The following is a 15613-nucleotide window of genomic DNA, read 5'->3' as shown; positions in this document are numbered from 1 at the left end:
ACTGAGTTTTGAGACAACTCGGTTGACTATCCCTTTAACGGCAACTAGTCTGGTTGCAGTTAAGCGGTGGCGATGGCAGGAGCAGCAGATGGCGGGGCTCAGCAGCAGGAGCGCGGTCGCAATTCACGCGCTCGCGATGCTGGCGCACCGGCATGAGGGCTCGTTGACTTCCGCGGAGATCGCGGACAGCCTTGAGAGCAACCCAGTCCTCGTGCGGCGCATCCTCGGCCGCTTGCGAGACGCTCACCTCGTGTGGTCCACCGAGGGTCGGGGGGGTGGGTGGTCTCTTGCCCGCGCCCCGCGGGACATCACGCTCTATGACGCGTACGCCGCCGTCGAGGAGGGGCAGATCTTCTCGCGGCACACCCGTCCGCCCAGCAGGGCGTGCGAGATCGGACGCACCATCGGCGACCTGCTTGACGTCGAGTTCCAGAGCGCGGAACGAGCTCTGGAGGAACAGCTCGCCAGGACGACGATCGCCGGCCTGCTGCAGCAGATATTGACCCCCGGTAACGAACCGAGGGATCACTGATCAGGCGCGCGTACGCACCCTGCATCACGATGCAGAACTTCTGTAACCGGTTTGATTACAGTTTGCTCCGGGTGAGTGCTACGGGCCCTTCCGGCTCCCGTTGTCAGCGGCTCCACGATCCATCCGCGTGCACCACGGCCCGAACACCTACTCGGAATCGCACCAGGAGTGAGAGCGATGCCCCCGGAATCCGAAGCAATTGAGAGCACGGGGGCTCGTGGCCCCGCGACCTACGACCTCGTGATCAGTCGCGCACATGTCTTCGACGGCCGCCAGGCTCTCGCCGGTCTGTACGACGTCGCCATCGACGGCGGAGAGATCGCTTCCGTCTCGGCCGAGCCGCTCAGGGGCAGACAGGAGGTGGATGCGACCGAAGGATGGGTCACGCCGGGCCTGATCGACACTCATATCCACTTCTACGACGTGCGCGCGGTCTCCGATCCGGATTCGATGAGGGTCTTCGAGGAGCATGAGCTTCCCGGAAAGCTCGGGCTCTTCCTCGACCACGGAATCACCACCATCAAGTCGGTGGGCGATCCGACGGGCGGAATTCTGGACACGCGGGCGAAAATCGCCGCGGGCGCGCTGCGGGGCCCCCGACTGCTGGCGACCGGTTGCGGTATCACCGGACGCGACGGGCATCCCGCCGCCACTGTCTTCAGCGGCAACCCCTGGGCGCGCGAGCGCTTCACCGGTGAGGTCGACAGCGTGCAGCAGATCCGCGACCTGGTGCACCACCTCGCCGACCGCAAGGTGGACGCGGTCAAATTCCTGTCGGAAGGCGCGTGTGCGCACGCTGGCGGGCCGAAGTACCTCTGGCAGAATCCTGCCTTTCCGGATGGTGTCGAGTTGGAACGGCTTCCCCTCGATCTCCTTCGGGCGGGTATCGAGACCGGGCACGAACGGGGCCTTCGGGTTACCGTCCACACCACCCAGCAAGCCGCGGCACGCGAGGCGATCGAGGCTGGGGCGGACGGCCTGGAGCACGGTGTCACCGTCGAGCCCCTCACCGACCACTCGCTCATCGACCTGATGCTCGAACACGGCATCACCTACACGCCCACGCTCTGGATCGACGATGTCCACCCGGACGCCCGTGGCAATCTCAAGAAGGTCGCTGAGGCCGGCGTGCACATCGCGCTGGGCAGCGACACCTTCAGCGGTCGAGGCCTGTTCGGAGCCAACACCCTGGACGAGGCCGAACTCATGGTGGCGGCCGGGATGGCGCCCACCCAGGTGCTGGCGGCAGGCACCAGCGGCGCGTCGCGGCAGTGTGTCCGCCCCGACCTCGGCGCGGTGGCCCCCGGCAAGCGCGCCGACCTGCTCGTGCTGAACGCTGATCCCACTGCGGACATCGGCAACCTTCGCGACCTCAGCATGGTGATCCTGAACGGCCGCATCGCCGTCGACAAGCGCCAACGAGCTCGTGCACGGTAGGCAGTGAGGCGTCGAGGATGGCGGCGGGGCTCGGTGTTCACACCTGCCGTGCCGACGTCAGGTCCGCGGTCTGCTGGTGGGACAGCAGGCCGGCGACGGCTTGGACGATGTCGCTCATGTGCTCGCGGCGGCCGAGGTGGCGGGCCAGGGCACGCGGAGGTGTGACCGCACGTCCGCCGGTCTGGGCTCCCAGGCCCTGGTAGCCGGCATCGGCGAGGATCTCCACGGCGGGACCGTCGGCCAAGAGCTTGACCAGCCCTAACTGGCGAGCGTGGGTGATGTCCACGCCGCTTCCGGGCATGGTCGGGCTGCAGAAGAGCACCCGGCCGTCGCCGCCCGGGACGACCATGGTCTTGACGGCGTTCTGCTTGTTCTTGCCGGAGACGAACTTGTCCCGGTCCTTGCGTCCGGCGGCCGGTCGGCGGACCCGGATCTCGGTGCCGTCGACGATGCCGGTCTTCCTGCTGGCGCCGAGATGGTTGACGACCTCGGCCAGAGTCCGCAGCCGAAGGGCAGGGCTGACCGTGCAGCCTCGCTCGGCGAGCAGCGGTCGTACCTCGCCGATGGCGCGGGTGACAGGGAGCGGTCCACGTCGAACAAGCAGGCGAGCACGTCGTGCATGACTCCGTGCCGCAGGTGCACGAGGGTGGCCAGGAGCCGGTCGACGAAGGCCAGCCGGTGCTTGGCTCCGGCGCCCACCGCCCGCTTCCGTGGCCTGGACGCAAGCTTGGCCTGGTGGCGTTCATGCCACAACGGGCTCACCTCGGAGACGAGTTCAGCAATCACGTCGGCCGACAGGCCCGTGATCCTCCGGTCGATGATGATCGCTGCACGAGACAAGTTCCCCACCACACGACCATGATCGACGATCAGGAGCTCGACGCCTCACTGCCTAGCATTTCCCCTCCAGGGGTGGGGTGTTGACGGCTGAGACAGTGTAGGTGGAGACATACACCGGCCTGCGGATGGATCAGTTCGGACGGTTATTGAAGGCGGTTCGGACTCGCGGTGGTCAGGGCTGGGGCCGTCCGTGGCGGCTGCCGCTGGCCGAACGAGTGCTCCTGGTGTCCGTCTACTACCACACGAACCTCCTGATGCCGGTCCGGATAGTCCGATCTGCCAGCAAGGTGGCCCACACGTTGTTCGCGCGGGTGTGCCGTCCGGTTGCCACACCGGACACTCAGGGCGCCTTCTACCGCGACTGGCGGCTGACCGCGATCGACGGCACCACGTTCGACCTGCCCGACACGAAAGCGAACGTGGAGGCGTTCGGCCGTCCGCCCCGCTCCGGCCGCGGTGAACAGGACGTCGGCTACCCACAGTTGCGCATGGTCGGCCTGGTGGAGTGCGGCACCCACGTCGTCTTCGATGTTGCGATCGGAGCTCTGCGCACCGGAGAGCAGACTCTGGCCCGGGAGATCCTGGGGTCCCTGCGGCCGGGGATGCTGCTGCTGGCCGACCGTGGCCTTTACGGCGTGGACCTGTGGTGCACAGCCGCGGCCCCGGGGGCGGACCTGCTGTGGCGAGTCCGCAAAGACCTCGTACTTCCGGTGGTCGAGCAACTGCCGGACGGCTCGTATCTCACTGAGATCTTCGACCGCACCGACATCCACCACACTCGTCGCGGGGTACCGGTACGCGCGGTGGAATACACCATCGCCGGCCATGAGGGCGCCTACCGACTCATCACCACGATCCTCGACCCGGACAAGGCCCCGGCCGCGGAACTGGCCGCCCTCTATGCCCAGCGCTGGGAGTTCGAGTCCCCCCTCGACGAAATCAAGACCTACCTCGGCGGGCCTCACCTGGTACTGCGTTCGCAGCACCCTGACGGAGCCGAGCAGGAGCTCTACGGCTTCCTGCTCGTCCACCACGCCATCCGGCACCTGATGCACCAGGCCGCACGAGAAGCCGACCGGGACCGCGACCGGATCTCCTTCACCCGCTCACTGCGCGTCGTGCGCCGCCAGGTCACCGACCAGGCGGCATTTTCCCCCCGGCCGCCTCGCCCGCGCGGTCAAAGCCACCCCCACTGAACGACTCGAACACCTCCTGCCACCGCGACGCCGCCGGAGCAACCCCCGTGTCATCAAACGCAAAGTCGCCAACTGGCCCCTCAAACGCGTTGCCCACCGCGTTGCAGACCGCACAGGTGTTCCGGCCATCACCGTCATCGAGGCCACCAAACCCAAAAGGGTCAGACGAATGCCAAAGCCGTAAAGTTACCGGTATTGAGGCTAGGTTAGTTCGCCGACGATGGCTTCGAGGCGGCGTTCCCCGTCGCGGGTCTGCGCGCCGGCGTCCAGTGCGGCCTTGGTGAGACGACCTACGACGGGTTCGGCGATGAGGCGACCGAAAAGCTCGTTCGCCGTGCGCAGGCCATGAGTGGTGGACTCCGCCGCGGCGTCGACCGCTTCGACCGCGGCGCGAGCGACGCCGTGCGGCAGAGCGGCTATGCGGGCGGCGAGCGTGTCGACGACGTGGTCGAGCTCGGCGCTCGGCACGGCCCGGTTGACCCATCCGATCCGTTCCGCGGTCGCGGCATCGATCAGCTGCCAGCCGAGGATGATCTCCAGGGCGCGTGCGCGGCCTACGAGACCGGGCAGGTACGCGGTGCCTCCCGCGCCGGGAATGATCCCCATCCCGCACTCTATCTGCCCCAGCCCGGCGTGCTCGAGCGACGCGAATCGCATGTCCATCGCGGACAGCAGTTCCGCACCGCCACCACGTGCCAGCCCACGCAGCTTGCCGATGGTGACTTGCGGCAGCGAGCGGATGCGCTCGTGCAACCGCATCATCGGGTTCAGCGACCGATCTTCCTCCAGCGCGACGGGGAGTGCTCCGAACGACGCCGGGTCGTCGGCCATCGTCATGTCGCCGTGGGCGACGAAGAAGTCCGGGTCCGCGCTGTCGAAAACGATCACCCGGACGTCATCGTCGGCCGACATCGAGTCCGCGAACCGGTCCAGATCAAGCAGAAGGGTGGAGTCGAACAGGTTGAGTGGAGGGTTGTCGATGGTGACCTGGGCCACCCCGTCGGTGACGGAGACCGTCAGGGCCGAGTACGCGTGGGTCATGAGTTCCGCCTTCGCTGGACGCACTTACTAGGTATCCTGTGTATACCTCGTGGCGGTGATATACCTCAAAGGAACGAGGTATCACGAAGGGAACCGACATGGCCGAGATGGAACTCGATGACGAGGGACGCCGCCTGCTCGACCAGCTTTTCGACAAGTGGTCCCTGCTGGTCCTGCATGCATTGTGCGACCGCCCCCGGCGGTTCAGCGAGCTACGGCAGCACATGCCCGCCGTCACACCGAAGTCGTTGACCGCTTGCCTGCGGCGGCTGGAGCGCAACGGCGTGGTGGAGCGAGTGGTTCTGTCCACGGAACCGGTGGCGATCGAGTACCGCATCACCCGCCTGGGCCGGAGCCTTGAGTCACCACTGCGAGCCATGCTGGGGTGGGTCGTCGATCACCTCAACACGGTCGAAGCCGCCCGTACCCACTACGACGAGCAGCGTGCGCACAGCTGACACCCCACACAGACCTCGTGCACGAACGGTGGCACACCAGCGGCAGGCTCTTCGCGGCGGGCCGGCCGTACTCCGAGTCCGCGATCCGCACGGCACTGGAGCAGGACCTGCCGGGCCCTGCCCTCGGCCGGCGCACGCTCACAGCGATCGCCGTGGTGATGTCGGTGGTGACGCTGTGGGAGGCGGACACGTCCCCGATCAGCGAGGCCGACATCCGCGGCTACATCAAGGAAACCCGGCACCGGCAGGCACGGATGCAGCAGCGCACCCGCACCCTGGTTCCCGTCCTGCCGCAGCTCGTCCGCGCTGCCGAGACCCGGCTGAAGCCCGCCACACTCCCACACTCCTGCTGCAGGCAGCCCGCTCAGCAGAGCCGGGTGAGGAGTGCACCATCGAGGACTCACGCTATCGACGCACCGGCCGGAACGGCAGCCACTGGCGCCCCACCGCACTGTTCCTCGCCCCGGTCGACAAGCCCGGTCCCCGGTTCGATGCCGAATGCGAGGAGAACAACGCCTTCTGGACCTGGGCGAGCATCGAGGTCCTGCGACGCACCGGGGCCAGGATCGAGGAACTCCTGGAGCTCACTCACCTGAGCCTGCGCCAGTACCAGGCACCCACTGGCGAGACAGTGCCGTTGCTGCAGATCAGCCCATCCAAGACCGACCGTGAGCGCGTCATCCCCGCTGACCCGGACCTGGTCGCCGTCCTCGCCCGGATCATTCGCCGGATCATTATTCCAGTGCCCTTCGCAGCACCGGCTGCAGGTCATCTCTCCCAACCGGATCCGCGAGCTCCTCACCGACCATGCGCTAAGGGCCGACATCGTCGATGTCGACGGGACACCGCTGAGGTTCACACCGCATGACTTCCGCCGAATCTTCTCAACGGAGACGGTCAACGGCGGACTGCCGATCCACATCGCCGCGAAGCTCCTTGGCCATCTCGATCTCAACACCACTCAGGCTTAGACACCGTTTCTTTTGGCGGGGCGGGGCGTTAAGCCCTCGTGGAGAGACTTGTAGAGCACCTGGTTCCAGACGGTCTATGGGAGTTGTCTTCGACGGGTTGTGCCGCCGACAGTCGTGCAGCGGCCGCAGGGTGGTGGCCGGCGGCGGGCCGACGACCGGGAGGTGTTGGCGGCGATCGTGTTCGTTGCCACGTCCGGCTGCACCTGGCGCCAGCTCCCCCCGGTCTTCGGAGCCCATTGGCAGACGGTCTATCGCCGGTTTGCCCAGTGGAGCCGGGATCGGGTGTGGGCCCGGTTGCACCGAGTCATCCTTGACGAGCTTGGTGCCCAGGGCGAGCTGGACTGGTCCCGGTGCGCCCTCGACTCGGTGAGCGTCCGCGCCGTCAAGGGGGGCCACTGACGGGACCGAATCCGACCGACAGGGGTAAGAAGGGGTCGAGGATCCATCTGATCTGCGACCGCAGCGGCCTGCCGATCTCGGTCGCCGTCTCGGGCGCCAACCTGCACGACAGCCAGGCCCTGGAACCCTTGGTAATGGGCATTCCGCCCATTCGATCCCGCCGGGGACCGCGCCGTCGACGGCCTGCCAAGCTGCATGGTGACAAGGGCTATGACTACGACCACCTGCGGAAATGGCTGCGGAAACGCGGCATCGTCCCGCGAATCGCACGCCGCGGGGTCGAGAGCTCAACCCGCCTCGGCCGTCATCGTTGGGTGGTCGAGCGGAGCATGTCGTGGCTGTCCGGGTGCCGTCGGCTCCATCGGCGCTACGAGCGGAAACTCGAACACTTCCTTGGCTTTACTGCGATCGCGGTCATGCTCACCTGCCTGCGGCGTCTGGGTGTCAGCGCCGGCCGGTAGCGTCTGCCAGGTGACCGACGACACCGTCATCTGGAACCGGCTCGCTGCCTTGCTGCCGCAGGCCGAAGCCCAGGAAGTCAAAGACTGCTGGGACATCGGAGAGCAGGAGGCGGGGCTAGGCCTGCTCGTCTCCGGCATCCTCGGCCACAAGGTGCTGATCAGTGAGACGGTCAGGGCCCAGATCTCCGTACTCGCAGAGACCTGGGGCGAGCGGGAGGCCCTCACACCCCAGATCCTTCAGTGCCGTGTTGAAGGCATACCGGGCCCCATGAAGTTGATCGAAGGCGACGGAAGCACCGTCCCCGAGGCAATGGATATGGCCGAGGACCTGGACGGTCTCGTCCTTGTCCCCTGGATCACCTGCACGAGATGCGGCCAGGTCCTCATGCGCGCCCATGCCCGAGAAAGCTGGGGAGATCTCTCCTACCAGGCGCGGCGCTACGTCATCACGACGCCGAACCGGGCCACCATCCTGCGTCTGTTCCCTGCCGACTACGCCAGTGCGGCCTTCGTTGCCCTCCAACGGGCATGCTCAGACGCGCCATAAGAAACGGTGTCTAAAGGGCCGGGGCGGCAAGCCCGGTTCAACCAGCCGGGACGCGAAGCTCTATGCCCGCATCCGCCCCGCCGGTTCGACGTCGCTTCCGTCATCGACACCGCCAAGGGCATGACCGAGGTCGAACGCATCGGGCGCGGCTGGCACACCCTGCTCGAACGCGGCCTCCTCCACGGCCGCATCCGCTACGAAGGCGCCTTCGCTGGGCTTGACCTCGACCACGTCCCCGCGCCGTGGCTGCTCGGCGTCGCCGCCCTCGTCAGCGCCTACAACACGGCTTACGAGCGCGTGTACCCCGGCGCGCTGACCCGAACTAGACGTCCATGCCACCGCCTTGACCGGGCGCAAAGCCTGGGAGCAACGGCTGTACGGCTGACGATCACCAAAAGCGCGGCATCGGCCATCGGCGTACGCCTGTGATTGGTTGCGATAGTGGACACCGGTGAATCCTGCCGGACAGGCACGGTGCGCCGTGGCGGTCGCGATAGAGGGCATATCGGGCCTGGCGGGTGGGAGGGAAGGTGGATCTGGATGCTGTCGCTGATGAGCTTTACGGTCTGTCGCCGAGCGAGTTCACCGCTGCCCGGACGAACGGGTGAAGTCAGGCCGCGCTGACCTCAAGCTGGCCGAGAGGATCCGCCGGCTGCGCCGCCCCACCCAGGCTGCGTGGGCCAGCAATCTGCTGGTGCGTGACGGAGGAGGTGCAGTGACTGTTGCAGCTGGGTGAGGCGCTGCGGCAGGCCCACCGGGATCTGGACGGTGAGCGGCTGAGAGGCAGCAGCACCCAACTCACCTTCGCTCTGGTCCGGCAGGCTGGCGAGCTGACAGCACAGGCAGGGCAGCGCATCAGCGACGCCACCCGGCAGGAGGTCCGGGGCGCCCTGCACGCGGTGCTCGCCGACCCTCAGGCGGCCGAGGAGTGGGCGAAGGGACGTTTGACGAAGCCGCTGAGCGCCCCGTCGGCTTCCCCACCCCGTAGCAGGCCGAACTGTGCCGACGGGCTCTTTCGACGACGCCGAACCGGCCGCTGGACTGCTGCGCGAGCGGCTGGCTGCCGAACGCAGCATCGCGGCGCGGCTGCGGATCCTTCAGGGGCCACCCTCAGCAACAGGGCGGCGAGAACCAGCCCGAGGGCGCCGATCTGATCCTCCATGCCGTCCTTGTAGCGCTGGTAGAGCTGCCCACCCGGCCGTGGAAGATCTTCCGGGCGAGCGCGTTTGGGCCAGCGCAGAATGTGCAGGGTTTCGCGATCCGCCTGGTGCGGGCGTTTGCGGCCTGGCCGGATGTCGTCACCGCCCAGCGCTGTCCCGGGAGAGGTCGACGGCCACTTCACCTTGAGCAGGCGCCGTCTTCCCCAACCTGCGCTGACGTCCACCCTTCCTAGGGGTGAACACACGCTGCTGGGGCCAGTAGTCGGCCAATTCGCATGAGGCGCTCCTTGTGGCCGTGCCGGGCCGGGGGCACCGCAGGCGTCGCCCCACACACCCCCGGTCGCTGGCACCAACCACCTTGGCATGTGTCACGGCGTCCGGGTTCCCGCTACATCGTTATCCCGAGCCAACTGAGGAACGTCTGGCTGGCCTACAGTCCTGCCGGTCATGGTCATTTCCGGTGGAGAGGGACCGCCCTGCGGTGTAGCGTCACCAGCAGTTGTCGTGGTTCGCAGTACCTGCCCGCGCCCTGGTGCGGGCGTTTTGCTGTGCTGTGCAGGACCAGGGCGATCACATCCGGGCCCGCGCGGTGCGGACCCGAAACAAACCGAGAGGTACCGGCATGGCCAGCGGAACCGTCAAGTGGTTCAACTCCGAAAAGGGCTTCGGCTTCATCGCGCAGGACGGAGGCGGCCCCGACGTCTTCGCGCACTACTCCAACATCAACGCCAACGGCTACCGCGAGCTCCGGGAAGGCCAGGCCGTCACCTTCGACATCACCCAGGGGCAGAAGGGCCCGCAGGCGGAGAACATCACCCCCGCCTAATCCCGCGCCCGCCACGACCTGCACGGCGCCTCTGAGCATTCGCTCTCCAGGCGCCGTGGCAGCTCCAGCTGGACAGACGGCGGCTGCCCCCTGGGTAATGCCGCCAGGCGGAACGCCGCTCAGACTGCTTGCGGCCCCTGTGGGTTGAGCTGCCGATGAATGCCATTTGGGATTGATCGGAGCAAACCTAGTCGAGCATCCACTGTCCTCACCCAGCCGCCGTAACGGGACGGGTGAGAACGGCGGCCGGACTGTAGCGTTGTGGTGCCTTGCACTGACAGGACAGCAGGACCCGGCGGCCCCGCTTCCCGCGCCCTGGGCAGGGGCCGCCCTCTTCGGCGTGAAGATCGCCCTCTAAGAGGTCGTTTTCACCTGTTCATTGAGGTATGGCAGCGTTTCCGCCGTCCGGTGATCTGGTGCTGGTGGGGCTGTCGGGCTGGTGGTGGACGCCGAGACAAATGGTGTGACGCCTGGGGCGGAGGACGGCTTGCGCCTGTCTCATTCCAGGACGTCCGGGTCCGTCGCGTGCTTCGAGGCGGCCGCACGCACGCCTGGGCGCACGCCCCTGAACGGCGGTATCTCCAGGTCATGGCTGACCGTCGCCCGTATCCGAGTGATCTGTCCGATGCCCGCTGGGAGCTGATCGAGCCAGTCCTGGCCGCCTGGCGCTACGAGCGCCATGGCCGGGCGCTGGCATTCGGCCGGCCCGCCGAGCTCGACCTCCGCGAGATCATGAACGCGATCTTGTACGTGGACCGCACCGGGGTGCAGTGGCGCTACCTGCCGCACGACTTCCCCCACTAGAACCCCGTCTACGGCTACTTCGCCAAGTGGCAGAAGGACGGCATCTTCGCCCAGCTCAACGGCCTGTTACGGGAGCTGGTCCGCGAACAGGAGGGCCGTAACACCGAGCCCTCGGCCTGCGTGATCGACGCACAGAGCGTGAAGACCTCCACCAGCGCCCCCGCCGCGAGCCAGGGCACGGACAACGCCAAGAAGATTGTGGGCTGCAAGCGCAGCATCGCGACCGACACGCTCGGCCTCCTCCTCGCGGTCCTGGTCACCGCGGCCAGTGTCCAGGACTCCAACGTTGGCACCCGCCTGCTCGACCAGGTCGCCGCCGACCACCCCACGATCCGCAAGGCCTGGGTGGACGGCGGCTACCGCAAGCACCTCGTCGAGCACGCCGCCACCCTCGGCATCGACATGGAGATCAGCGCCCGCACCCCCGGGACCAGGGGTTTCACCCCGATGCCCAAACGCTGGGCCGTGGAACGGACCTACGGCTCGCTCATGCTCCACCGCCGCCTGGCCCGCGATTACGAGACCCTCCCAGCCCGCTCCGAAGCCATGATCCAACTCGCCATGACCGACCTCATGGCCCGCCGCCTCACCGGAGAGAACACCATCTCCTGGCGCGACATGACATCACCGGATCAAATCCGCATACCGGGATGAAACAACGGGAGAAAGCGGCCCCTAAGAGGCACACACGGTGGGTGGTGTCGATGCGCCCCGGATGGGCGCTGAGCAAGACGTTGCGGTCGAAGCTGTCCGGAAAGATGGCCAGCGGATCTGCGTCATCGGACCACCGGCCACGAAATAGCGGGCCCGCTTCGCCCCGGACCTGGACAGCCCGGTCGACCTCATTCGCCGTACGCGGCCGGAGGTGGTGGCCAACCAGGTTGAAGGGGCCCCGGATCCGGGCCCCACTGCCGGAAGTTGAACGTCGACGCTCTGATCGCCGGGTACTGCCACTACCTGCCCTTTTCCTTCGCCGACGACGGATTCCTTCAGCTGAACCCGTCGCTGGACGATGGCGAGCTCGGCCGGAGCTGCTACTGGCCTTCGCCGCCGGGTCCGCGGCGTGCCAACGCATCCTGGTCCACTCTCCACCGCCGCATCCTGGACGCCGGCTGCCGCCGGCTGCCACGCTCCTGGCCGTCGGCGACTTCATCTCCGTCTCGGGCTGCGTGTCCTTCATCGACGAGAATCTCGGGCTCCTCTAAGGCGCGGCGCTGCCGGACGGTACGTGAAGGCAGGACACAGCCGACGCTCGGTCCAGCGACAACTCGGGATGACCTACCGCACCGTCAAGCAGTTAGCCCCGGCTGCGGCGCCTGAGGAGTTGTTCACCGGTCAGTGGCAGAACCGGCCCTCCGTCCTCGACGACTACAAGCCTTACCTGGACGACCGCTGGAGGGAGGGCTGCACTAACGCGTGGAAGCTTTGGGAGGAGATCATCCCGCTCGGCTACAAGGGCAGCTACCAGCGGGTTCGCGCGTATCTGCACGACAAGCGCACATCACCGCAGTCGGTGATCGCACGGCCACCCACGCCCCGGGCCGTCGCCGGGTGGATCCTCCGGCACCTGGAAACCCTCACCGAGACCGAGCAGCTCCAGCTCAAAGCCATCCGGACGCGCTGCCCCGAACTCGATGCTCTGACCCGGTACGTGCGGTCCTTTGCGACCATGCTTACCGGAAGGCAGGGCGAGCGCCTGCCGGACTGGCTCGACGCTGTCCGGCAGGACGACTTGCCCAGCCTGCACAAGCTCGCCGCCGGCATCGACAGAGACCGTGACGCCGTCATTGCTGGCCTCACCCTGCGGTGGAACTCGGGCGTCGTCGAAGGTCATGTCAACCGGATCAAGATGCTCAAGCGCCAGATGTTCGGCCGCGCAGGGTTCCAGCTCCTTCGGAAAAGAGTCCTGCTGTCGTGACGAGCAGCTGCGACCCTCTGACTGCTGAGCCCACTCGGGGCCCATATGATCGTCAGGATGATCGCTTGCCGTAGAAGGGGAACTGATGCGGGACAAGGGGGCAGTTAGGGGTCTATGCGCGATTGGAGCCATTTCACTCCTTTTGGGTGCGTGACCGGGACCGACGCTGAAGAACACAGCCCCACCCAGAGCGGTTCGCCTTCGTCTCAAGTCGTCAGAGCCCTAGGTAAAGATCAAGTAAAAGTCGTGTTAACGGACTCGGGTGATGTGCCTCCGGGTTGGGAGAAATCTGGCACGCTGCGTCTCCACGGCGCCAATCCCGAAGACGGCGGTAGCTTGGCCTACGGCACTCAGGGTTACGCTGCGACTGATCTCGAAGGCACAGTTGGGTTCGGTCTCCAATCTTTCCGGACCCGGGCTCAGGCTATCGACAGGTACACGGAGAGCAGGTCTCAGATGGCAAGCGCCCAAGTTGGGCCCGCGCAGATCCCGGACGTCGACGCAGCGTTCACAGCCTCCTACTGCATCGGCAAGAACCATTGCAGCACTTCGATCACCCTCCGCCTGGATACTGTTTTTGCCACGTGAACATCAACACAGACGGCCCAGCCGCAGCGGATCCCAAGGTTCTGAACTCTGTCACCCGTATGTTTGCCCAGCGCATCCGGCAGGCACAGCATGGGCAGCCACCATCGGCAAAGGCAACATGAAATGGCAAGCATCTAACTCTTAGCATTCGCTGCACGGAAGTTGAGTCAGAGCCCGAACTGAACGCCTCTCGATGTTCGTCGCCTCCGAACGCCCACTACACGACTGTTGGGCTGCCCCCTCCTCCAACCTGCCCCTGACACCGGGCGAGGTGATGCCGGACGGCAAGGGTGTCGGGGTGGTCTTCGCCCAGCACTCGCAGGTAGTCGTTGAGCAGTTCGGCGAACGCGGCGGCGGCCCCTGCCGCATCACCCGCCTCCCCCTGCCAATAGGCCACGTTAAACCGGGTCCGGAGAATTTTGGGATTGTCTTCGCCCAGCGCCTGTAGCTCGTTGTCGAGCAGGTCGGCGAACGCGGCGGCAGCCCCTGCCGCATCACCGGCCTTTCCTCGCCAATAAGCGATGTTGAACCGGGTCCCGAGGGTGTCGAGGTGGTCTTCGCCTAGCGCCTGTAGCTCGTTGTCGAGCAGGTCGGCGAACGCGGCGGCAGCTCCTGCCGCATCACCCGCATGACCCTGCCAATGGGCCACGTAGGCGCGGGAGCTGAGGGTGTCGGGGTGGTCTTCGCCCAGCACTCGCACGCAGTCGTTGAGCAGGTCGGCGAACGCGGCGGCAGCTCCTGCCGCATCACCCGCCTCCCCTTGCCAACAGGCCACATTGTGCCGGGCGCGGAGGGTGCTGGGGTGGTCTTCGCCCAGCACTCGCAGGTAGTCGTTGAGCAGGTCGGCGAACGCGGCGGCAGCCCCTGCCGCATCACCCGCATGACCCTGGCAATGGGCCACGTAGGAACGGGCGGCGAGGGTGTCTGCATGGTCGGGTCCAAGGCGGCGGCGTGTGGCGTCAGTGAGGCACTGGAAGTAGCCAAGGGCCGCAGTGAGCTGGCCGCTATCGAAGAGACTTTCACCGGCGCGGTAGAGCACTGCATGCGCATCCGACCGGTACAGGGCGTCTTCGGCGCAGGCGGTAAGAGCGGTCGTGTTCGCGCGCAGGGCCTGGGCAAGAGCGGTGTCACGATCGATGGCTGGCCAAGCAGCCAGGAGAGCGTCGGCGGCGGTGCGGGCAGCTTGGTCGCGCTGGCAGGGAGTGAGGGTTTCACGGGCGGCGCGTTGAACGAGCCGGTGGATGCGGACAGTTCTGCAGCGGGAGTCGGGAGTGTGATCGATGAGATGCAGACGGTGCAAGGCTCGTAGAGCGCCGACTGCGTTCCTGTCGGTGACCAGGCCGCTCTGTGGCGGGTTATCTCCACAGACGGTGGGGATGCAGTGTGCGGTGAGGTAGGCGCGGGCGGGCTCGCCGGTCAGGACGGCGGCTGGGATGCCGTGGGTATCCAGGAGGGCGGCCAGGTGGAGCATGGGCCGGGCCAGACCTACCGGACGGAGGCTGTCGGCACGGTCGATGGACAGGGACAAGGCTGCGGCGATGGTGACGGTCTGGTCGTCAGGCAGGGCATCGGGAACGGCATCGGCGAGCGTGGTGGCCCGGTCGGCCAGCAGGTCCTGGTAGTCGGCGCAGGCCAGGTGGGCGTCGACGACGTACGCAGCCGCCTGAGACAAGGCCAGCGGCAGACAACCCAAGGCGTCGGCGAGGGCGCCTAGCTCCTCCTCCGGCTCGGTGCGACCATGGGCGTCCAGCACGCTGGCCAGGTAGGCCATTGCCTCGGATCGGTTGAACAGTCCGACCTCGATCAGGCGACGCCCGTTGCCGATCAGGGCCGCGTCGCGGCGGCGGGTGGTGACCAGGCTCCAGCCATGCGGGCTGGCCGGCGGCCACCACCCAGCTAGGTCCGCCGGGTCAGCGACATCATCCAGCACGACCAGCCACCGGCATGGCTTGGCGCCGGTCTTGGGCGCCAACCAGGCCAGAAACTCCCGCGCCGCAGCTTGCGGATCGGCCGGATCGGCGCCCAGCACTTCGACCCCGGCCTGCGCATAGCCCGAAACGACCTCCGTGCGGTTGCCGGCAGCGATCCATACCAGCACGTCAACCGTGCCGCTTTCCTGGGCGTAGCGAGCGTAGTCGGCAGCCAACTGGGTCTTGCCCACCCCGCCCATCCCGGCCAGGACATGGCTGGCTACCGCCGTCCCACCTTCTGTCACGGCCCGCTGCAACAGCCCCATCTCGGCCCGAACCTGGAAACAGTCCGCCCGTCGCGGGATCACCCCAACCTGGTGCGGCCAAGCGGCCGGCTTGCGGAACGCGGCATGACGATGCTGGTGAACCGCGCCGATAGTCAAAGCACTAACCCCGCCATAGGCCGAGGTGATGGTCGCGTCACGCACAGCACCGTACGAGGTGGTGGAGGGGTGGGTAGTGATG

The 15613-nt window shown here is 66.9% G+C and carries 12 protein-coding genes and 4 pseudogenes; 12 read left to right on the top strand and 4 right to left on the bottom strand.

Annotated features, from left to right (window positions below; all coding sequences use genetic code 11):
• Positions 1-88: 88 nt before the first annotated feature.
• A complete protein-coding gene (locus ACFY0F_RS29315) occupies positions 89-532 on the top strand; it encodes an RrF2 family transcriptional regulator (protein WP_388800651.1) in 444 nt (147 codons plus the stop codon).
• Between the two features lie 177 nt (positions 533-709).
• On the top strand, positions 710-1969 hold the full coding sequence (locus ACFY0F_RS29310) for an amidohydrolase family protein (protein WP_388800648.1): 1260 nt from the start codon (positions 710-712) through the stop codon (positions 1967-1969).
• 37 nt (positions 1970-2006) lie between these two features.
• On the opposite strand, the gene ACFY0F_RS29305 is transcribed toward ACFY0F_RS29310, so the two are convergent.
• A complete protein-coding gene (locus ACFY0F_RS29305) occupies positions 2007-2402 on the bottom strand; it encodes a transposase family protein (RefSeq protein WP_388800883.1) in 396 nt (131 codons plus the stop codon).
• Positions 2403-2934: 532 nt separating this feature from the next.
• Here ACFY0F_RS29305 and ACFY0F_RS29300 point away from each other — a divergent pair.
• Together ACFY0F_RS29300 and ACFY0F_RS29295 are read left to right on the top strand one after the other, a co-directional pair.
• A pseudogene (locus ACFY0F_RS29300) lies at positions 2935-3066 on the top strand (IS5/IS1182 family transposase); the annotation flags it as partial.
• Complete coding sequence (locus ACFY0F_RS29295; RefSeq protein WP_388800880.1) at positions 3064-4005, top strand: IS4 family transposase; 942 nt, start codon at positions 3064-3066, stop codon at positions 4003-4005. The pseudogene ACFY0F_RS29300 and the gene ACFY0F_RS29295, both read left to right, overlap by 3 nt.
• A 201-nt stretch (positions 4006-4206) precedes the next feature.
• On the opposite strand, the gene ACFY0F_RS29290 is transcribed toward ACFY0F_RS29295, so the two are convergent.
• Positions 4207-5001 (bottom strand): enoyl-CoA hydratase/isomerase family protein, encoded by a 795-nt coding sequence (locus tag ACFY0F_RS29290; RefSeq protein WP_388800645.1) that lies wholly within the window; start codon positions 4999-5001, stop codon positions 4207-4209.
• A 143-nt stretch (positions 5002-5144) separates the two neighbouring features.
• Here ACFY0F_RS29290 and ACFY0F_RS29285 point away from each other — a divergent pair, with 143 nt between their 5' ends.
• The 5 genes and pseudogenes from ACFY0F_RS29285 to ACFY0F_RS29265 all read left to right on the top strand — a co-directional run bounded on the left by ACFY0F_RS29285 (position 5145) and on the right by ACFY0F_RS29265 (position 8311).
• Complete coding sequence (locus ACFY0F_RS29285; RefSeq protein ID WP_388800641.1) at positions 5145-5504, top strand: winged helix-turn-helix transcriptional regulator; 360 nt, start codon at positions 5145-5147, stop codon at positions 5502-5504.
• Positions 5505-6172: 668 nt separating this feature from the next.
• Entirely contained in the window at positions 6173-6475 is a 303-nt protein-coding gene (locus ACFY0F_RS29280) for a tyrosine-type recombinase/integrase (protein WP_388800638.1), read from the top strand.
• 38 nt (positions 6476-6513) lie between these two features.
• A pseudogene (locus ACFY0F_RS29275) lies at positions 6514-7335 on the top strand (IS5 family transposase).
• Between the two features lie 10 nt (positions 7336-7345).
• A complete protein-coding gene (locus tag ACFY0F_RS29270) occupies positions 7346-7882 on the top strand; it encodes a hypothetical protein (RefSeq protein ID WP_388800635.1) in 537 nt (178 codons plus the stop codon).
• Positions 7883-8002: 120 nt separating this feature from the next.
• Positions 8003-8311, top strand: coding sequence for a hypothetical protein (locus tag ACFY0F_RS29265; RefSeq protein ID WP_388800632.1), 309 nt, complete (start codon positions 8003-8005; stop codon positions 8309-8311).
• A gap of 682 nt (positions 8312-8993) precedes the next feature.
• On the opposite strand, the pseudogene ACFY0F_RS29260 reads toward ACFY0F_RS29265, so the two are convergent.
• A pseudogene (locus tag ACFY0F_RS29260) lies at positions 8994-9115 on the bottom strand (Tn3 family transposase); the annotation flags it as partial.
• Positions 9116-9664: 549 nt separating this feature from the next.
• On the opposite strand from ACFY0F_RS29260, the gene ACFY0F_RS29255 reads away from it, so the two are divergent.
• The 3 genes and pseudogenes from ACFY0F_RS29255 to ACFY0F_RS29245 all read left to right on the top strand — a co-directional run bounded on the left by ACFY0F_RS29255 (position 9665) and on the right by ACFY0F_RS29245 (position 12590).
• On the top strand, positions 9665-9868 hold the full coding sequence (locus tag ACFY0F_RS29255) for a cold-shock protein (RefSeq protein ID WP_388800629.1): 204 nt from the start codon (positions 9665-9667) through the stop codon (positions 9866-9868).
• A gap of 588 nt (positions 9869-10456) precedes the next feature.
• Positions 10457-11326, top strand: a pseudogene (locus ACFY0F_RS29250) (IS5 family transposase).
• Positions 11327-11945: 619 nt separating this feature from the next.
• Entirely contained in the window at positions 11946-12590 is a 645-nt protein-coding gene (locus ACFY0F_RS29245; RefSeq protein WP_388800626.1) for a transposase, read from the top strand.
• Positions 12591-13395: 805 nt separating this feature from the next.
• Here the strand turns inward: ACFY0F_RS29245 and ACFY0F_RS29240 are convergent.
• Complete coding sequence (locus ACFY0F_RS29240) at positions 13396-15576, bottom strand: tetratricopeptide repeat protein (RefSeq protein WP_388800623.1); 2181 nt, start codon at positions 15574-15576, stop codon at positions 13396-13398.
• Between the last annotated feature and the right edge of the window lie 37 nt (positions 15577-15613).

Origin of the sequence: Streptomyces sp. NPDC001544 (genome assembly GCF_042894285.1) — a bacterium.
GTDB lineage: Bacteria > Actinomycetota > Actinomycetes > Streptomycetales > Streptomycetaceae > Streptomyces.
The sequence above is the reverse complement of the archived record's forward strand: the minus strand, read 5'-3'. Positions and strand labels throughout refer to the sequence as shown.

Bases quoted from the DNA above. Each gene is read 5' to 3' on its own strand.
- ACFY0F_RS29295 (WP_388800880.1), top strand. From the start codon at position 3,064: ATGCCGGTCCGGATAGTCCGATCTGCCAGCAAGGTGGCCCACACGTTG.
- ACFY0F_RS29310 (WP_388800648.1), top strand. From the start codon at position 710: ATGCCCCCGGAATCCGAAGCAATTGAGAGCACGGGGGCTCGTGGCCCC.
- ACFY0F_RS29285 (WP_388800641.1), top strand. From the start codon at position 5,145: ATGGCCGAGATGGAACTCGATGACGAGGGACGCCGCCTGCTCGACCAG.
- ACFY0F_RS29315 (WP_388800651.1), top strand. From the start codon at position 89: ATGGCGGGGCTCAGCAGCAGGAGCGCGGTCGCAATTCACGCGCTCGCG.
- ACFY0F_RS29265 (WP_388800632.1), top strand. From the start codon at position 8,003: ATGACCGAGGTCGAACGCATCGGGCGCGGCTGGCACACCCTGCTCGAA.
- ACFY0F_RS29245 (WP_388800626.1), top strand. From the start codon at position 11,946: ATGACCTACCGCACCGTCAAGCAGTTAGCCCCGGCTGCGGCGCCTGAG.
- ACFY0F_RS29255 (WP_388800629.1), top strand. From the start codon at position 9,665: ATGGCCAGCGGAACCGTCAAGTGGTTCAACTCCGAAAAGGGCTTCGGC.